General features: G+C 31.8%; 7 protein-coding genes. All 7 read left to right on the top strand.

What is annotated here, in order from left to right; translation table 11 throughout:
- The first annotated feature begins 6 nt into the window (after positions 1-6).
- The 7 genes from BPMYX0001_RS24550 (at position 7) to BPMYX0001_RS24520 (ending at position 18,375) form a co-directional block, all read left to right on the top strand.
- Positions 7-771 carry a 4'-phosphopantetheinyl transferase family protein gene (locus BPMYX0001_RS24550; RefSeq protein WP_006096891.1) on the top strand — a complete coding sequence of 255 codons (765 nt, stop codon included), beginning with the start codon at positions 7-9 and terminating at the stop codon, positions 769-771.
- A 148-nt stretch (positions 772-919) separates the two neighbouring features.
- A complete protein-coding gene (locus BPMYX0001_RS24545) occupies positions 920-1,468 on the top strand; it encodes a hypothetical protein (RefSeq protein ID WP_006096890.1) in 549 nt (182 codons plus the stop codon).
- Between the two features lie 1,181 nt (positions 1,469-2,649).
- Positions 2,650-4,107 (top strand): argininosuccinate lyase, encoded by a 1,458-nt coding sequence (locus tag BPMYX0001_RS24540; protein ID WP_139358596.1) that lies wholly within the window; start codon positions 2,650-2,652, stop codon positions 4,105-4,107.
- Positions 4,108-4,428: 321 nt separating this feature from the next.
- Complete coding sequence (locus BPMYX0001_RS24535; protein WP_006096887.1) at positions 4,429-5,472, top strand: cysteine synthase family protein; 1,044 nt, start codon at positions 4,429-4,431, stop codon at positions 5,470-5,472.
- The gene (locus tag BPMYX0001_RS24530; RefSeq protein WP_033799312.1) at positions 5,444-6,685 is read left to right on the top strand and encodes an ATP-grasp domain-containing protein; all 1,242 of its coding nucleotides are present in this window, start codon (positions 5,444-5,446) and stop codon (positions 6,683-6,685) included. The genes BPMYX0001_RS24535 and BPMYX0001_RS24530 overlap by 29 nt, the downstream gene beginning before the upstream one ends.
- A 55-nt stretch (positions 6,686-6,740) precedes the next feature.
- Positions 6,741-11,834, top strand: a complete 5,094-nt coding sequence (locus BPMYX0001_RS24525) for a non-ribosomal peptide synthetase (RefSeq protein WP_139358595.1) — start codon at positions 6,741-6,743, stop codon at positions 11,832-11,834.
- Positions 11,835-11,856: 22 nt separating this feature from the next.
- Positions 11,857-18,375 carry a non-ribosomal peptide synthetase gene (locus BPMYX0001_RS24520; RefSeq protein ID WP_006096884.1) on the top strand — a complete coding sequence of 2,173 codons (6,519 nt, stop codon included), beginning with the start codon at positions 11,857-11,859 and terminating at the stop codon, positions 18,373-18,375.
- The last annotated feature ends 5 nt before the right edge of the window (positions 18,376-18,380 follow it).

Genomic DNA, 18,380 nt, shown 5'->3' with positions numbered 1-18,380 from the left:
ATTTTTATGAAAGATTGGGAGATTGTAGATTCAGTACCAGAGTTAAGAAGTCATCACTGTCAAGTATGGTGGGCGCGAATTTCAGACTTGCAATCTTGGCACTATAGTTTATTAAATGAAACGGAGCGTGAAAAAGCAAATTTGTTCCGTCATTCTGAGGACCGAGCAAGATTTATGATTGGATGTGCAATTAGTCGATTGGTACTAGGAAAACAACTCGCAATGTCTCCGCTTCAAGTACCAATCGATCGAACCTGTTCAGTTTGTAAGCTAGCGCATGGACGTCCGCAATTACCTGTAGGCATGCCGCAGCTATCTGTGTCACATTCAGGAGAACGAGTTGCTGTTGCGTTTACAACATCTACACCTATTGGTATAGATGTAGAACAAATAAATTCTAATATTGATGTACTTAAGATGGCAGTAGGAGTATTAACAGATATAGAAATTGCTCAGTTAATGCAACTGCCAATTGAAAGGCGAATTGAAGGGTTTTTAACATATTGGACGCGGAAGGAAGCGATACTTAAGGCTACTGGAGAAGGGTTAATGATGTCACCTTCTAATCTTACTGTATCAACTCCAGATCATTTACCGGAACTCCTTGTTTTTCAGGATAAGTCACAGCTTGTTGAGACTACAACTTTGATGAATTTGCAACCTGGCTCAGGCTATGTTGCTTCAATAGCTTTATTAAACAAAGATGTAATAGAAATGAGGCAGTTTGATGCAGGAACACTTTTACAGAGTACTAGACTTCTCCTTCGTTAATGGATAGTAATTCTTCAATTGACGAAGGTGTGTATCAATAATCGATAATAGAACAGTTACCTACTGATATTTTTCGTATGAAGTAAGTTTAGGAATATGTTCGCTTGAGTGGCTGCTAGATTATATAAATATAGAAGAGGTGTTAGTCATGTTAGTAATGGAAAATAGAAGAAGAGAATTGGCTGATGCTACAGCAGTTAAAGTGGTTAAAGGTTTATTGTTTTCTGAAGAAACATCATCAATTACATCGTTAGAAAATATTGTGAAAGATACAGTTCAGTTCAATGTTGTTGAACAAGAAATAATAGATAGGGAATATATTCCAAAAGAAGTAAAACCCTTTTTTGATAAAAAGGGAGCATTCCTGTACCGAGTTTCTTCCGTTAGTTATAAAGAAAAGGTGTTATCTGAGAATTTAATTTTTGCTGATACCTCACTTTTACCAAATGAAATTGTGAAAGAATTAGAAGATGGAAACGTCCCTATTGAAAAACTAGTAAAGCAGATGGAAGTAAGAAAGAATATGCTATATCAAGGATATCAGCCTTCTGGAAATATTATTGAATTGTTTGATGGCTGCTTATTACAATCTAGTATATATCCAACGAGAAAATATCAAATTATAAGTGATTGTAAATGTGTATTTTATATTTGTGAAGCATATCATGCCGAGAGTATATATGAGGTAATGAAGTGAGTCATAATGAACTAGCTTAATTCATTTTATTAAAAGAGAAGGATAGATAAGTAGAAAATATATACCTTATCTATCCTTTTTGTACTACATATGACCTCATTTGCTACCACGAATTTTAAATTTCACTATAGTACAATTATTGTATGTCATGCAACTAACAATTTTATTTCTTTTTTCTTACTTTTTTTAGCAATGTCCCGAAGCGTCCAAAAGCATTTTTAAAATTTTTTGTAGTACCAATACCAGTATCAAAACCATAATCCTTGTCTATTTTTTTATATTGTTATTTAGGTATTGAGAAAATAAAAATAGATGGATGATCTGGCTTTAAATATTTAATTTTAATAATGTTTTTTCTTTAAAAGGTTGAAAACGCACTGATGAAAAAGAACTGAATCGTATATAACCAATTTTTTTATTCTAATATTTTGTTTTGAAACAAGTCATACGTGGGTGCTATAAAGTACCTTTATATTAGGTCCAATAAAATGTCTCAATAGGGTTTGTTTGTTGGGACATTTTTATAAATTAACAAATCAGTGTCCTTATTCTTTTTATGTAGTTAAACAAAAAAATCAGAAACAATAGAAAAGCTATCTTGACAAGAGATAGCCTTTCTATTGTTTCTAACGCGTGATTAGTTTAATTTGATACCATTAAATTCTATAAAGTGCAAATGAACTTTTAATTACTAATTTCAGAATTAATAATTCTCCCTATAACACAATGTATGTTTTGGTAATAGTCGATATTGATAATGCAGAGAAGAGTTTGATTTATGAGTATCGAAAGTTAAAACTGAAAAGTTTGAATATTATTGATAAAACGAAAATAGTATTGCTTGATTTACTAGAATGATTTACAAAGAGTATATATAGATGAAAAATCCATTTTTTGAAAAAAATGAAAAAAGACAAATAGTTTTAGATAAGTACATATTTTTTGATTTTGACATTGTTATTTAAATAGCCTTAAGAAAGGCTTAGTTATGTTAATTTGAATAGAAGTGAAATATATTTTACTAATGTGTTTTATTGATTTTTAAAAGCATCCATAGCTTGTTTCAACATAATATATTTTTAAATAAATTACTTTTTAAATAAAAAAGAGCTAGACGTGATAATAAAACTGAATAGGATAAATGCTAAATAAGATAATTTAGGGAATCTGAGGTGAAGGTAGTGAATTTAACAGGAAGAATAAAAATAGGTCCTAGTGAGGTACTACATCAAGAAGTATTAGAGCCACAATTTATTTATGAATTAGAGTATTATCTTTTGTATTATGTCGCTATAGAAAAAGTATTGCTTACGGAATATAAACGTCTTGAATTAATTACTAATGAGAATAAAGAAATGATAATGAAAATTTTAGATAAAGTAACAAAAGAAAGTATTAACCCAGATCCTACGGCTAATATGTCAGATATTGCTTTTGCAATAGAGAGATTTGTAGAACAAAATCTAGAAGGAGAGGTACCAGCATGGCATATTGATCGTAGTAGAAATGATTTTCAATCCTGTGCACAGATTATGTTTGGGAGAGAACAATTATTACAAGTAATAAAGGAAATGAGGGACCTTTCAAACTCTGTTTATAAACTAGCAAAAAAAACAGTATATTTACCTATGCCTGGATACACACACTATCAAGCTGCACAAATTATTACACTAGGTTTCTATCTAACTGCAGTAAATGAACAAATATTGTTAGTTATGGAAAAGTTATTAGGTGTTTATGATGAAATGAATAAATGTCCACTTGGTGCCGGTGCTATGGCTGGTGGAGAGTTTGAATGGGATAGGAATAGAATGGCTATGCTTTTAGGTTTTTCAGAACCTCGTAACCATGCTTTAATTGCAGTAGCCTCACGTGATTGGACTTTACAAATCTCATCAGAACTATCCAATTTCGGTGTTTTTTTAAGTCGATTTGTTACAGATTTAATACAATGGGGGAGTAGTGAATATAAATTTATTGATTTACCAGATCAATTGTCAGGAATATCATCTGCAATGCCCCAAAAGAAAAATTTTCCTATCTTTGAGAGAATAAGGGGGAAAACAGCGCATCTTCACGCATTTTATTCTGACTTTGTGTTAGGACAACGCAATACAGCTTACTCTAATTTGGTAGAAACTTCTAAAGAGGCGGGTACTCATGTTATTACAATGTTTGAGACTTTTAAATCGACAATTCGTTTGCTTAAAACTACTGTAGATAATCTATCATTTAATGAAAAAAGAATGTTAGATGTTTGTACTGAGGAATTCTTTGGTGGTTTTAGTTTAGCTAATAAGCTTACTTTATCTAGTGGAATACCATACCGTCGTGCTCAAGTTATTGCTGGGCAATATATATTGAAAATGATGGAAACTGGTTTTAGACCAGAACATATAGATATAGGTGTACTTAAGGGAATCGGCTTAGAACACGGACTTCAAATTAAACTCACAAGCGAGCAATTAAAGAGTGCTTTTGATGTTACACATAACATTGAAAATAAAAAAACCATTGGTTCGACCAACCCAAACGATATAAAAATACTTATGGATGAACAAGAAAAACGTTATAAAGATATTGAGAAACAATGGGATAAAAGAGAAGAGTATATTAAAAAATCAGTATCACAAATATGATAAATAAATTTAATCAATGGGATAAAACCAATATTCTAATTATAACTTCAGTTTTAATGGTTAGGGTTTTTCAACTTAATTGCCGGCAATTGTTTAATAAATTATCACTATTGTGTCTAAATATATATCTTTTATCTTGTATGTTAGATAAAACAAATGAATTTGATTAATTACATTTACATCCTTTTAAGAGTTTGTACAGATATTGTATAAACTATGTTAGTCGACAGTTGATTTTTCGCTATCGTCGTTCAAAAGAGTATTTTTGGCATATTATAAATTTTAGAGTACTGATAATATACACAATGAGGTGTTAATCAAATGATAAGCGCTATCGGAAATACACCATTAGTAAAATTAAAAGTAAATAATAAAATGGATGAAGGTAATGTTTTTGGAAAATTAGAAATGTTAAATCCGTTTGGTATGAAGGATAGAGTTGCAAAACGAATTATTTTGAAAGCCAAAGAAACAGGAATATTAAAACCCAATGCCCCTATTATAGAAAGTTCATCTGGAACAATGGCCTGTGGGGTTGCTTTAGTTGGTAAGGCATTAAATCACGAGGTGCATATTGTAACCGATCCACGTATTGATATTATTACAAAAGCAAAGTTAATTTCACTCGGCTGTAAATTACATATTGTGGAAAAAATGGACAATAAAGGTTGGCAAGGAGCCAGATTAACAAAACTTAATTCTTTATTAGAACGATACCCTAATGCATTCTGGCCTAGACAGTATGAGAATCCTGATAATCCATTGGCTTATGATGAATTGGTGCAAGAAGTAGTACATGATATAGGGAAAATAGATATATTGGTATGTTCGGTAGGAAGTGGAGGTTCAATATCTGGTATAGCCAGAGGACTAAAAGTAAAAAATAAGAACTTAAAAGTTGTAGCTGTGGATGCTGTTGGAAGTGTGATTTTTGGTCAACCAGATTATCCTCGTAGATTACAAGGAGGGTTAGGAAATAGCTTAGTAGCACCAAATGTGGATTTCAGTATAATAGACGAGGTTCATTGGCTTAGTGATAAAGAGGCTTTTTCAGCGACTTTACAGTTAGCTAATAGTGAACAAATTTTTGCAGGTAATAGTTCTGGATCTGTGTATGCAGTTGCACGATGGATAAGTAAACAAACGGATAATCGAGTAAACATCTTAGCAGTTTTTCCAGATAGAGGGGATCGTTATGTACATACGATTTTTAACGAAGATTATCGTGAAAAAAACGGAATACAAAATATTGGTCTCCCGCTTGATCCGAAATTTGTTTCATATGGAACAACAGTATCCTCTTGGTCTTATTCAAATTTAAAGGAAGTGAAGAGTAATGACAAAAAAAAAGTTATTATTCATTGAGTCGAATACAACTGGAACTGGAATGATGGCCATAAAGAAGGCTTACTCTATGAACTTCATCCCAATATTAATGACTAATAAACCGGATCGCTATTTGGGACTTGAAGATACAGGATGTAAAATCATTGTTTGCGATACAAATAAGATATGTGATATACAAAATTCTATAAATTTTGAAATTCGACATCAGGAATTGGCTGGTATTTTAACAACAAGTGAATATTATCTTGAAACGGTTGCAAAACTTGCTACTATATATAATTTACCAGGGAATTCTATAGAAAGCATGCAGATATGTAGAGATAAATCTCTCACTCGAAAATGCTTAAACCAAAACAGTATTGGTCAACCCCATTTTAAAATTATTGATGGACAAGCACAGCTTCAGGAAGCTATTACGGAAATTGGTTTACCTTGTATTATTAAACCCGTAGATGAAAGCGGTTCTAATAATGTACTATTATGTAATTCTTTTGCTGAGGCAGTTGAACAAGTAAAATTAATTTTACAAAAAACTAAAAATGGCAGGGGGCAAAAAACAGCTTCAATGGTTCTTGTTGAAGAATTTATAGATGCTCCTGAATTTAGTGTTGAAATGATTTCCTGGAAAGGGAAACATACAGTGATTGGTATTACTGAAAAATTTGTAACAGGTCGACCTTATTTTGTTGAAGAGGGACATATTTTTCCAGCTTTAATATCGAACAAAATAAAAAAGGTGATTTTTGAAACCGTAAAAAATGCATTGTCAGTTGTTGGGGTGAAAAATGGAGCAACACATACTGAGGTTAAATGGACAAAAGACGGTTGTAAAATTATTGAGATTAATGCAAGGCTTGCAGGTGGTATGATTCCGGAGTTAATACGTCTTGTAACTGATATTGATATGATTGAGGAACAAGTAAGATGCTTTACAACTGGTCCTTCTCATTTCGATTTAGACATCAAAAGATATGCAGGTATTCAATTTATCTTAAGTGAAAAGGATGAAATTATAAAAGAGATAATAGGGATTGAAGAAGTTAGCGCCAGTGATGGTGTTGAGAACGTGACATTAGATGTAGAAGTAGGTATGCAAATTCATAGACCAAAATCATTTTCTGATAGATTAGGGTTTGTTATGGTAACTGGTTTAACACATGATGAAACTAAAAAAAGAATGGTAAAAGCTATTAGAGGGATTCAAATTAATCCTTTGAAAGAACGCATATAGAACTTATGTTAGGTAGATTTATTCAGAATTTTAAAGAAGGAACGGGGGAGAATTCTTGAAAGATTATATAGATTATAAAAACATAATGGAATGGCAAAAAACAAAAGCAGATTATCCTTTAGTATGTATGCATCAATTATTTGAAAATCAGGCTCAAAAAACACCTGACCAAATAGCTGTTGTAAAACAACAAGAAAGCATTACATATAGAGAATTAGAAGAGCGATCAAATCAAATTGCACAATACTTACAAAGATACAACATTAGTAAAGATACACCAATAGGCTTATGTATGAATCGTTCTATTAATTTAGTTGTAGTACTTATGGGAATATTGAAAGCAGGAGGTGCATATTTACCTATTGACCCAGATGCGCCAAAAGCTAGAATCAAACAAATTTTAAGTGAAGTACAGGCTCCATTATGTTTTTCTGAATCAGAATTGAAACCTAGTCTCCCTCTTACCCTTGAAACTGACTATATTTTTATGGATGAAATTATGGATATTCTAAACACAATGTCTATTGAAAAAGTTAGTATAGTTATGACACCAGAGCAACTTGTATCAGTTTATTACACTTCCGGTACAACAGGAAAACCAAAATGTGTAGGAAATATACATAGAGGCTATGTTAATAAAATTAATTCTATGCAAAGAGCCTACCCCCTACAATTAGGAGAAACCGTTTTACAAAAAGCAACAATAGCATTCGACGATTCGTCTATAGAAATCTTTTGGCCGCTTGCTTTTGGGGGGACAGTTGCATTAATGGAACCTGGATTACATCGTGATCCTAGAGAAATTGTAAATGCATTAATTCAATATAAAGTAAAATATATGTACATTGTATCAAGTATGTTAAGCAGAATAGTGGATGTAGTCGAGGAGAATGATAGATTAAAATTATCGAATTTAAAAGGGGTCTTTGCTGGTGCTGATCCTCTTACTCCTAGTATTGTAAGACGTTATATGGAAAAGATGCCTGGCATACTATACAATACCTGGGGCGCTACAGAGGTTTCAATTGATGCTACGATACATGCTTGTTCAGAAGAAGATAGAAATGAAGAGGGTACTATTAGTATAGGAAAACCATTTGATAATGTACGTGTATATATCTTAGATGAAAAATATCAACCTGTATGTAAAGGAGAAGTAGGTGACCTTTATGTGAGTGGAGTTGGAGTGTCGAAAGGGTATCTAAATGATCATGAACGTACGGAACAAATGTTTATAGATGATCCGTTTTTTCTAGGAGAAAAAATGTATAAAACAGGAGATAAAGGATATTACAGAGAAGATGGATCGATTAAATTTGCTGGTCGAGTAGATAATCAAATTAAAATAAGAGGTATTCGAATCGAGTTAGAAGAAATTGAAAGCGTAATGAGAAGAGAATCAAATGTAAAAGAATCGATAGTCCTTTTACGTGAAGATATACCGGGTGTAAAGAGACTAGTTGCTTATGTAGTTTTACATGAAGGTAAATCAGTTACTACTAATGAAATAAAAGGACATTTAAAAAATTATTTACCCGAGTATATGTGTCCGCATTATATCTATATATTAGACAGATTTCCTTTAAATCAAAATGACAAAATTGATAAACAGGCATTACCTATTCCAGATACTATTCGGCCTATATTAGAAACGGATTATGTCGCTCCTCAAACAGATTTAGAGAAGGAATTAACCAGTATTTTTTCTCAAGTGTTGAATGTAGAAAAAATAGGGACTAGAGATAATTTCTTTGATCTTGGAGGAGATTCTATATCTGCAACACAAGTAATGAGTATGATTCGTGTCTCGATAAATCAGGATGTTCCTTTAAAATTATTATTTGAATTAAAGTGTGTATCTAATTTAGCTAATTATTTTCAACATAATTCGTATAGTATAAAAAACAAAGAAAGTATAACACCTCAAAGTGGTAATAAACAGCTACCAATGTCTTATGCTCAAGAAAGAATGTGGTTACTACAAGAAATGGATTTAAATCAGGCAGCTTATAATGAACCAATAGCTTTTCGTTTACATGGGGAATTAAACGTTAAAGCACTAGAGTTAGCTTTAAATAAAATTATTGCAAGACAAGAATCTTTAAGAACATATTTTGTAGTATGTAATGAGCAGCCCGTTCAGAATATTGAGGATTCAATCCGCCTTAATATAGATTTTATAGATTTGAGTAATGAAATAGAAAAAGAGAGTACAGCTCAAAAAGTTATATTAGAAGATGCTCAGAAACCATTTAGTCTTAAAATTCCTCCATTATTAAGAGTAAAGATTTTTAAAATAAAGGATAATGAATGGATTTTTTATCTGAATATGCATCATATTATTACAGATGGCTGGTCAACTGTAGTTTTCCTTGAAGAGCTAGCAGTTTTATACGATGCTTACTCTAAGAATAAAGTTTGTGACCTTGAAGAGTTGCCTGTTGGATATTCTGATTTTTCTAACTGGCAACGAGTGTGGCTAGAAAATGGTGTTTTAGAAAAACAACTTTCTTTCTGGAAAAGTGAACTGTCGGGCGAACTACCTGTATTACAGCTGCCAATAAATTATCCTAGAAAAGTAGAGCAAACATATAATGGAGATAAATTATATTTTACTTTAGAGTCTGATTTAGTAAAAAAAGTAAAAGAATTAACAAAAAAATATGAAGTCTCTGACTACATGTTTATGATGGCAGTGTTCAATCTTATGTTACATCGATATTCTGGTCAAGAAGATATCCTAGTAGGGTCTCCAATTGCAAATCGTCATTATCCTAATTTAAGTAATATTATAGGTTTCTTTGTAAATTCAATGATTGTAAGAAGTCACTATAAAAAAGATGAAACATTTGTAAGTTTCTTACACAAAATGAAAGAACGTTGTTTAGAGATTTATAGTAATCAAGACGTACCCTTTGAAATATTAGTGAGGGAACTTCAACCTAAGAGAGATTTGAAACATGCTCCTTTAGTTCAAGTTATGTTCTCTTTCCAAAATAAATTAGAAGAAAATTTAAATTTACAAGGGATGTCTGTATCACCAATTCCAATAAATAATAAAACTTCAAGGTATGAACTAACACTCTTTTTAACTGAAAAAAGTAATGGAGAATACGATGGAGTATTTGAATATAATACAGATTTATTTAATTCAGTAACAATTCAGCGTTTTATAGATAATTTTAAAGTGTTACTAAAAGATATTCTATCTAATCCGACAAAAGAAATCTCTAGATTGGAAATGCTAGCAGAAGAAGAACACCAACAGTTAAAAATGTGGAATCAAACAAAAGTTTCATTTCCGAAAAATAAATGTCTGCATGAACTTTTTGAAGAACAAGTTCAGAAAACTCCTAATTTAAGCGCCGTAGTTTTTGGTACAAAAGAATTAACATATAAAGAACTAGATATGAAAGCTAATCAGTTAGCACAACTTCTTATGAAAAAAGGAGTTGGACCAGATAAGGTGGTCGGAATTTGTATTGAAAGGTCAATTGAATTGGTAATTGGATTAGTCGGTATTTTAAAGGCTGGAGGTGCATATTTACCGCTTGATCCGGAGGCACCAAATGCCCGGTTAAGGCAAATTATAAGTAATGCTGGATGTGATATTTGTTTATCACAAAAATCTTTACAAAAAAATCTCTCAATAGAAGAAGCTGAAATTATTTTTCTTGATTCTGAATGGAATGATATGAATGAGGTATCCAATGAGAAACCTCAAGTAGCTGTTACTCCGGAACACTTGGTCTCTGTTTATTACACTTCCGGATCAACAGGTCAGCCAAAAGGTGTTGCTAATATTCACAAAGGTTGGGTAAATCGTATTAATTGGATGCAGAATAAGTTTAATTTGAAGTTTGGGGAAACAGTGCTCCAAAAAACTACTTTAACTTTTGATGATTCGGCAGTTGAATTTTTTTGGCCTTTAACTACTGGAGGAAGAATTGCATTGATGAATCCAGGAATGCATAGAGATCCAAAGGAAATAATTAATGCAGCTATTCTTTATAATACTGTTCATCTTCAATTTGTTCCAAGTATGTTAAATATGGTACTTGATGAACTACATCTTGAGGATCGAAAGTATCTTAGTTCTTTGAGAAATTGTATATCGAGTGGAGAAGCATTATCCCCAAAAACAGTAGAAAAATTCTATCAAAAGATGCCGGGAAATTTACATAATACATGGGGGGCAACAGAGGTTTCAATTGATTCAACTATTTACACGTGTAATTTTAAGGATAGTCAAGATCATGGAGCTGTCTGTGTGGGAAAACCATTTGATAATAACGAGGTATATATACTTGATGAATACCTTCAGCCGGTTCCTATTGGTGTAACGGGCGATTTATATCTAGCAGGAGTTGGATTAGCGAGAGAATATTTAAAGGACGAAGAGAAAACAAAGAAAGTATTTATACAAAATCCATTTGTAGAAGATGAAAAAATGTACAAGACTGGAGATCGTGGATATTTTCTTCAAGATGGTTCAATTAAGTTTATTGGAAGAGATGATAATCAAGTTAAAATTCGTGGGATGCGTGTAGAATTAGGAGAAATTGAAGCAACACTACTTAAACATTTCTTAGTCAAAGACACAGTAGTTGTCTTACAAAAAGAAACTGAGGAGTTACAAAGGCTTATAGCTTATGTTATTCCAAGCAAACAATTGTCACCTCAAAATTTAGAGACAGAAGAAATAAGGAATTATCTGAAGAATGAATTGCCTGAATACATGGTTCCTTCATTCTTATTATTTCTTGATGCATTTCCTCTGAATGCAAATGGAAAACTTGATCGTAAAAAGCTACCTGCTGTAGAACGACAAATGTATGTTCATGATGTAATATTTGCTCCACCGGAGACAATGGTAGAAAAAGTAATAGCGGATATCTGGAAAGAGCTTTTAAAATTAGATGATGTAGGTGTAGATGATAACTTTTTTAATTTGGGAGGTCACTCCTTATTAGCTACACAAGTAGTATCACGTATTCGTAGACAATATAAAATTGAAATCCCATTACGAGAAATATTTACTAAACCAACAATTAGACAATTATCAGAAGAATTAGAAATTAAAATAATTAAGGAAATTGAAAATATGACTGATGAAGAAGCGCATGAGTTGCTAAATAAAAACATTTGAGTCTAATGAGGAGGAGATAGTAGTGAAATCAAGTGAAAATAAATTATCCGAAGTAAAAAAAAATTTACTTCGAAAGTTGCTTCAAGGAACCAGTAATGATTCTAGCGAAAAGATAAGACCATATCCGAGAGAAGGAACGATTCCATTGTCATATGCTCAAAAACGTCTATGGTTTTTAAGCCAATTATATCCTAACAATCATTTTTATAATGTTCCTTATGTTATTCATTTCAAAGGTAATCTTCATATTGAAAATTTAAAGAAAAGTACTTTGATGCTAATCAAAAGGCATGAAAGTTTGAGAACTACATTTCAAGAAATTGATGGAACTCCAGTTCAGGTTATTCAAGAAGAGTATCAAATTGATATTCCAGACATAAATCTTAATCATTTGTCATTAGAACAACGTGAGAAAGTGGCTTTGGAAATAATTGAAAAGGACATAAAAACTCCTTTTGATATTCAAAAGGGACCTAATGTTCGTGCTCAAATTATTTCTTTAGATAATGAAAATCATTATTTTATTTTTAATGTTCATCATATTTGTTTTGACGGATGGTCTGCAGGGGTTTTCTTTAAAGAACTTTCGTCTCTTTATGAAAGTAATATAGACAAAAGTTTAAATAACTTATCTAAATTATCGATTCAATATGCGGATTATACTTTTTGGCAGAAAGAATTATTGGAAGGTGGAGAATATGATCGTCAACTAAGATATTGGGAAGACAAGTTAAACGGTGATATTCATCCGATTACATTACCTTATGACAAATTAAAAAAAGAACAGAGCTTTAATGGAGCAATTGTTCCGTTCTATATAAATTCGGATGTGTATCAAGAGATAAAAAGCTTGAGTAATAAAGAAGGAGCTTCTATTTTTATGACCCTTTTAGCAATTTTTAAATTGCTATTATCTCGGTACTCTAATCAGAATGACATTCTGGTAGGAACTCCTATTGCCAATCGTAGCCATAAGGAATTAGAAGGTATTATTGGATTTTTTGCTAATACCCTTATTTTAAGAACAGATGTATCTTGGGAATTAACCTTCCGTGAATTGCTAGAACGCATACAAAAGGTTTGTTTAGATGCGTATTCCCATCAAGATTTACCATTTGAAAAAATTGTTGAAGAGTTAGCACCCGAGCGAGATCTGAATAAAAACCCGTTATTTCAAGTTATGTTTAATTTTTATGAGGCACCAGATCAAATAGCTTTTAAGGGATTACAAACTAATTTTATAGATTTTGATAATAAAACGGCAAAATTTGACCTTCAGATGGAATTTGTAGAAAAGGATGAGGGGTTATACGGGATACTCGAATATAATACAGATTTATTTCATAAGGAAACGATAGATAGAATGATAGGACACTATCAGAAGCTAACCGAAGTAATTGTGAGGAACCCAGACTTAAGCATCAAAGATATTTCTTTTCTTTTAGAAGAAGAAAGGAATCTTTTACTAGATGAATGGAATGAAACAACATCCACATACTCAGATGAGAAATGTCTACACCAGTTATTTGAAGAAAAGGTGAACCAGTATCCTGACGATGTGGCAATTATTTATGAGGATCAAAAAATCACATATAGAGAATTGAATCGACGTGCAAATGCTCTTGCTATGTATTTAAAACAACAAGGTGTAAGCCCTGATATGGGTGTGGGCATTTATATGAGAAGGTCTATAGATATGGTAATTGCAGTTATTGGAATTTTAAAAGCGGGAGGAATGTATGTACCTTTAGATCCAAATTATCCGGTTGAACGTTTAGAATATATTAGTAAAGAATCTAATCTATTCCATATATTGATGCATAGCGAACTGGATGGATATTCAAATTTTCATGCTGTAAATAAAATTTATTTGGATAAAATCTGGGATCAATTGACTTTAACAGATCAAAATGTAAAAAACGATGTTAATCCTCAAAATCTAATTTATCTAATTTATACATCAGGATCTACTGGTAAACCAAAAGGCATTGGAATGACCCATCAAGCTATAGTTAATCTAATTGAGTGGCAGGATAAGAAATGGATTTATCCCGGTAAAGTTAATTCACTACAATTTTCTAGCCTGAATTTTGATATGTCCTGTTTAGAGATTTTTTCAACATTTAATTCAGGCGGAACATTAGTTATTCCTAATGAATCATGTATAAGGGATCCATATTTGTTGTTGCAACTAATCTTAAAACAAAAAATAGAAAGAGCGAGTTTCCCTTATGTTGGATTTCAACAATTATGTGAAGTCTCTAATAATGTTGACCCGTTAGAATTTAACTTGAGAGAAATTATTGTTACAGGTGAACAGTTAAAACTTACTCCTAAGATTCGTAGTTGGATAAAAGGTATTAAAGATTGTGTATTACATAATCATTATGGTCCATCGGAAACTCATGTTGTTACATCATATACTATACTGGATGTTGATAAAGAGGATAATCTGCCACCAATTGGTAGACCAATAAGTAATACTAAGCTATATGTGCTGGATAAAAACTTGAAATTGGTTCCCCTAGGTGTTGTGGGGGAATTATATATATCTGGGGATTGCTTAGCCAGGGAATATTTAAATCGACCAGAATTAACGAAAGAGAAATTTATTGAAAATCCTTTTTGTTTAGAATCAGATGAAAAGATGTATAAAACTGGTGATTTAGTACGTTATAAATCTGATGGTAATATTCAATTTTTGGGTAGAATTGATAGCCAATTAAAAATTAGGGGATACAGAATTGAACCTAGTGAGATTGAATCGATAATAAATCAATTTCTAGGCATAAAAGAAGTAGTAGTTGAATCGAAAAATAATGCATCAGGCTATCCTTATCTTATTGCTTATTATGTTACAGATGGAATGAAACAAATTAAAAATGAAGAAATAGAATCATTTTTAGTTGATAAGTTACCAGATTATATGATTCCTAGATTTTATGTACAATTGGATGCGATACCTTTAACTCCTAGTGGGAAAATCAATCGTCTTATCTTACCAGATCCTAATTTGAAAAAGCTTAATTATTCTGAAGCAAATATACTTGAAACAGAAACTGAAAAACAAATGGCTCTAATCTGGAGTGAGGTACTTGGTTACGAACATATTGGTAGAGAAGATAACTTTTTCCACCTAGGGGGTCATTCTCTTATAGCGACCCAAGTTATATCACGTATCCGAAAAAAATTTAATATTGAAATACCTCTTCGTGGAATATTTGAATATCCGGTTTTGAAATATTACTGTAAGCAACTAGATAAAGAACTTTTAAAAGAACGTTTTATATTAAATAATGAAATCCTATCAATAGAGAAGGAAAAGGAATGCCCTTTATCTTTCTCACAAGAGCGTATTTGGTTTTTTGATCAAATGGAGCCTGGAAATTCTGTATATAATTTAGACTATTCAATTGAAATTACAGGGGAAGTAGATATTTCCTTACTAGAAGCGAGCTTGAATTTTGTTGTTAATCGACATGAAATATTAAGAACAACTTTTCAAGAAGTTGATGGAACCCCCGTTCAAGTGATTGCTTTAGAATCATATATACCAGTTTCATATGTTGATTTACGGTATATATCTAACGATAGGGTTTTTGAATATGCTAGACAGTTAGCTGCAGAAGAAGTAAATCAGCCTTTTAATCTAGCAGAAGGTCCTTTAATTAGAGCAAAAGTATATCAATTAGATTTAAACAGATATATTTTAGTTGTTAGTATGCATCATATTGTGACAGATGGTTGGTCTATGAAACTATTTGGGGAAGAGTTATTTAGTTATTATAAATCTTATGGTAAAAATACGATTTCTCATGTACCTAAATTACCTATTCAATATAAAGATTTTGCATACTGGCAAAGAAAACAAAAAAGGGGTAATTTACAGAAACAATTAGCATATTGGAAGGAGAAATTAAGTGGTGAACTTCCTATATTAAATATGCCAAGCGATTATATGAGATCTCAAACAAGATCCTTTAAAGGAGATCAGCTCTCTTTTGCAATCGAGGAAAATTTAGCTGCGAAATTAAAAACGTTTAGTCAAGAACATGGTGTCTCACTTTTTATGACTCTAATAACTGGTTTTAAAGGATTATTGTTTCGGTATACAGAACAAGAGGATCTTATAGTTGGGACTCCTATAGCTAATCGAAATCACAAAGATATTGAAAACTTAATTGGTTTCTTTGTGAATACATTACCGCTACGTACAAAATTAAATTCGTCAATGAGCTGGAAAGAGCTATTAAATAATATAAAACAAGTAACTTTAGAAGCTTATGAAGGACAGGATATACCATTTGAGAAGCTAGTTAATGAAATACAACCTAAGAGAGATTTAAGTAAATCGCCCATATTTCAAGTAATGTTTGCTTTTCAAAATAAGCCAATTACGACCGTTGATAAAATTACAGAGTTAAGTATCCAATCTATTAATATAGAGGGAAATACATCACTTTTTGATATAAGTATGTCATTAGAAGAAAAAGGAGAGCAAATAATAGGTGTGGTTGATTATTGCTCAGATCTATTTAAGCGAGATACAATTCAAAGGTTTATTAATCATTATTTAATTTTATTAGAAGAAATCGTGTGGAACGTTAATCAGAAGGTTCTTGAAACTCAAATGCTAAGTACTGAGGAAATGCAAAAAGTAATAGTGGATTGGAATCGAACTGAATATCCATTTCCTGAAAAGATGTGTGTGCATAAGTTAATTGAAGAAGTCGTAAAAAGGTTACCAAATCATACAGCAATAATGTATCAAAATAAATCTATCACTTATTGGGAACTAAATGAAAAAGCGGAGCAAATGGCCCGATTTTTAAAAGGAAAACATGTTGGACCTAATACTCCAGTAATACTTTGTATGGATCGTTCTATCGACTTTATTGTTTCAATTTTAGGGATTTTAAAAGCAGGCGGTGCTTATGTCCCACTAGATCCTAGTTATCCGCAAGATAGGTTATCTTATATGATTAAGGATTCTCAAGCATCGGTAATCTTAACTTCATTAAAATATGAGAATATTTTCTTACAACATAAGCAAGAGGTAATTACTTTTGAAAATGTACCAGATCAAGTTGATTTAACTGAGTCAGTTCAAAAAAAATTAGAAGAACAAGATCACTCTGAACATTTGGCTTTTATTATTTATACTTCTGGTTCTACGGGGAAACCAAAAGGAGTTCCAATTAAACATCAATCTATAGTAAACTTCATTCATTACATGACTGATTTTTGTGAATTTACAAAAGATGATAGAGTAGGGCAATATACAAGTATTAGTTTTGATCTTTCAGTTATGGATATTTTTATGACGCTTGTAAAAGGAAGTACCTTAGTTTTAAGTCCGAATAATGTATTATCTGCTAATGAATTTTCGGATTGGATTGAAGGAAATAAAATTTCTAGTATCTGTATTCCAACGGCTTATTGGGATTTTTGGGTTAGAGAAATATCTAATGAAAAAGTGCTATTGCCTTCATCTTTACGCATGATTTTAGTCGGAGGAGAAAAAGTTTCATTAGCAACGTATAAGGAATGGTATGAAATTTCTGGGGAAATACCTTGTTTAATTATCTATGGTCCTGCAGAAACAACGTGTGCTTCAACTGTGTACAAGCCCGAAAATCAATGGAACCATGAAGTTGTAACTGAATTGCCAATTGGACGGCCTATTGCAAATACGGAAGTCTATGTCCTGAATTCAAACATGCAACCAGTACCTATTGGAGTGCCGGGTGAGCTGTATATTGGTGGAGTTGGATTATCGCCTGGTTATTTAAACCTTCATGAAAAGAATGAAAAACATTTTGTTAAACATCCATTTAAAGAAGGGAAACGTTTGTATAAAACTGGAGATAAAGTAAAGTTATTATCAAATGGACAATTAGTCTTCTTAGATCGATATGACAATCAAATTAAATTAAGGGGATTCCGTATTGAACTTGGGGAAATTGAAAAAACACTAGAACAGCATTCATATATACAAAAGGCAATAGTGATTTTAAGGGATGATGTAATTGAGGGGCAAAAACAATTAGTTGCCTATATTCAAACAAGAGAGATAACGGAGGAAATAAATTCCTATAAATTAAAGGAGTATATGGAGAAGAGAGTCCCGAACTATATGATTCCGTCTTATTTTGTATTAGTAAAAGAGATGCCAAAAAGCCCTAATGGAAAAATAGATCGAAAATCATTACCAAAGCCAAAAGAAGAAACAATTAAAATAGATGTACAAATTTCACCTAGGAATGAAATTGAAGTGAAGTTGGCAAATATTTGGATGGATGTTCTTAATCTTAGATCGATTAGTATGAATGATAACTTCTTTCATTTAGGAGGTCATTCTCTTTTAGCGACTCAAGTTATATCGCGAATTAGAACATTATTTGGAATAGATGTACCATTGAAAAATATTTTTGAGTATCCAACAATATCTCAATTAGAAAAAGTCATTAAAAACATGGGACTAGAAAAAAATGAGGGAAAAATTGTGAAGAGAAGAAGGGATTTACATCGATTACAATAGAGAAG

It is taken from the genome of Bacillus pseudomycoides DSM 12442 (genome assembly GCF_000161455.1).
In the GTDB taxonomy this organism is placed as follows: domain Bacteria; phylum Bacillota; class Bacilli; order Bacillales; family Bacillaceae_G; genus Bacillus_A; species Bacillus_A pseudomycoides.
This window is presented reverse-complemented; position numbering and strand designations above follow the sequence as displayed.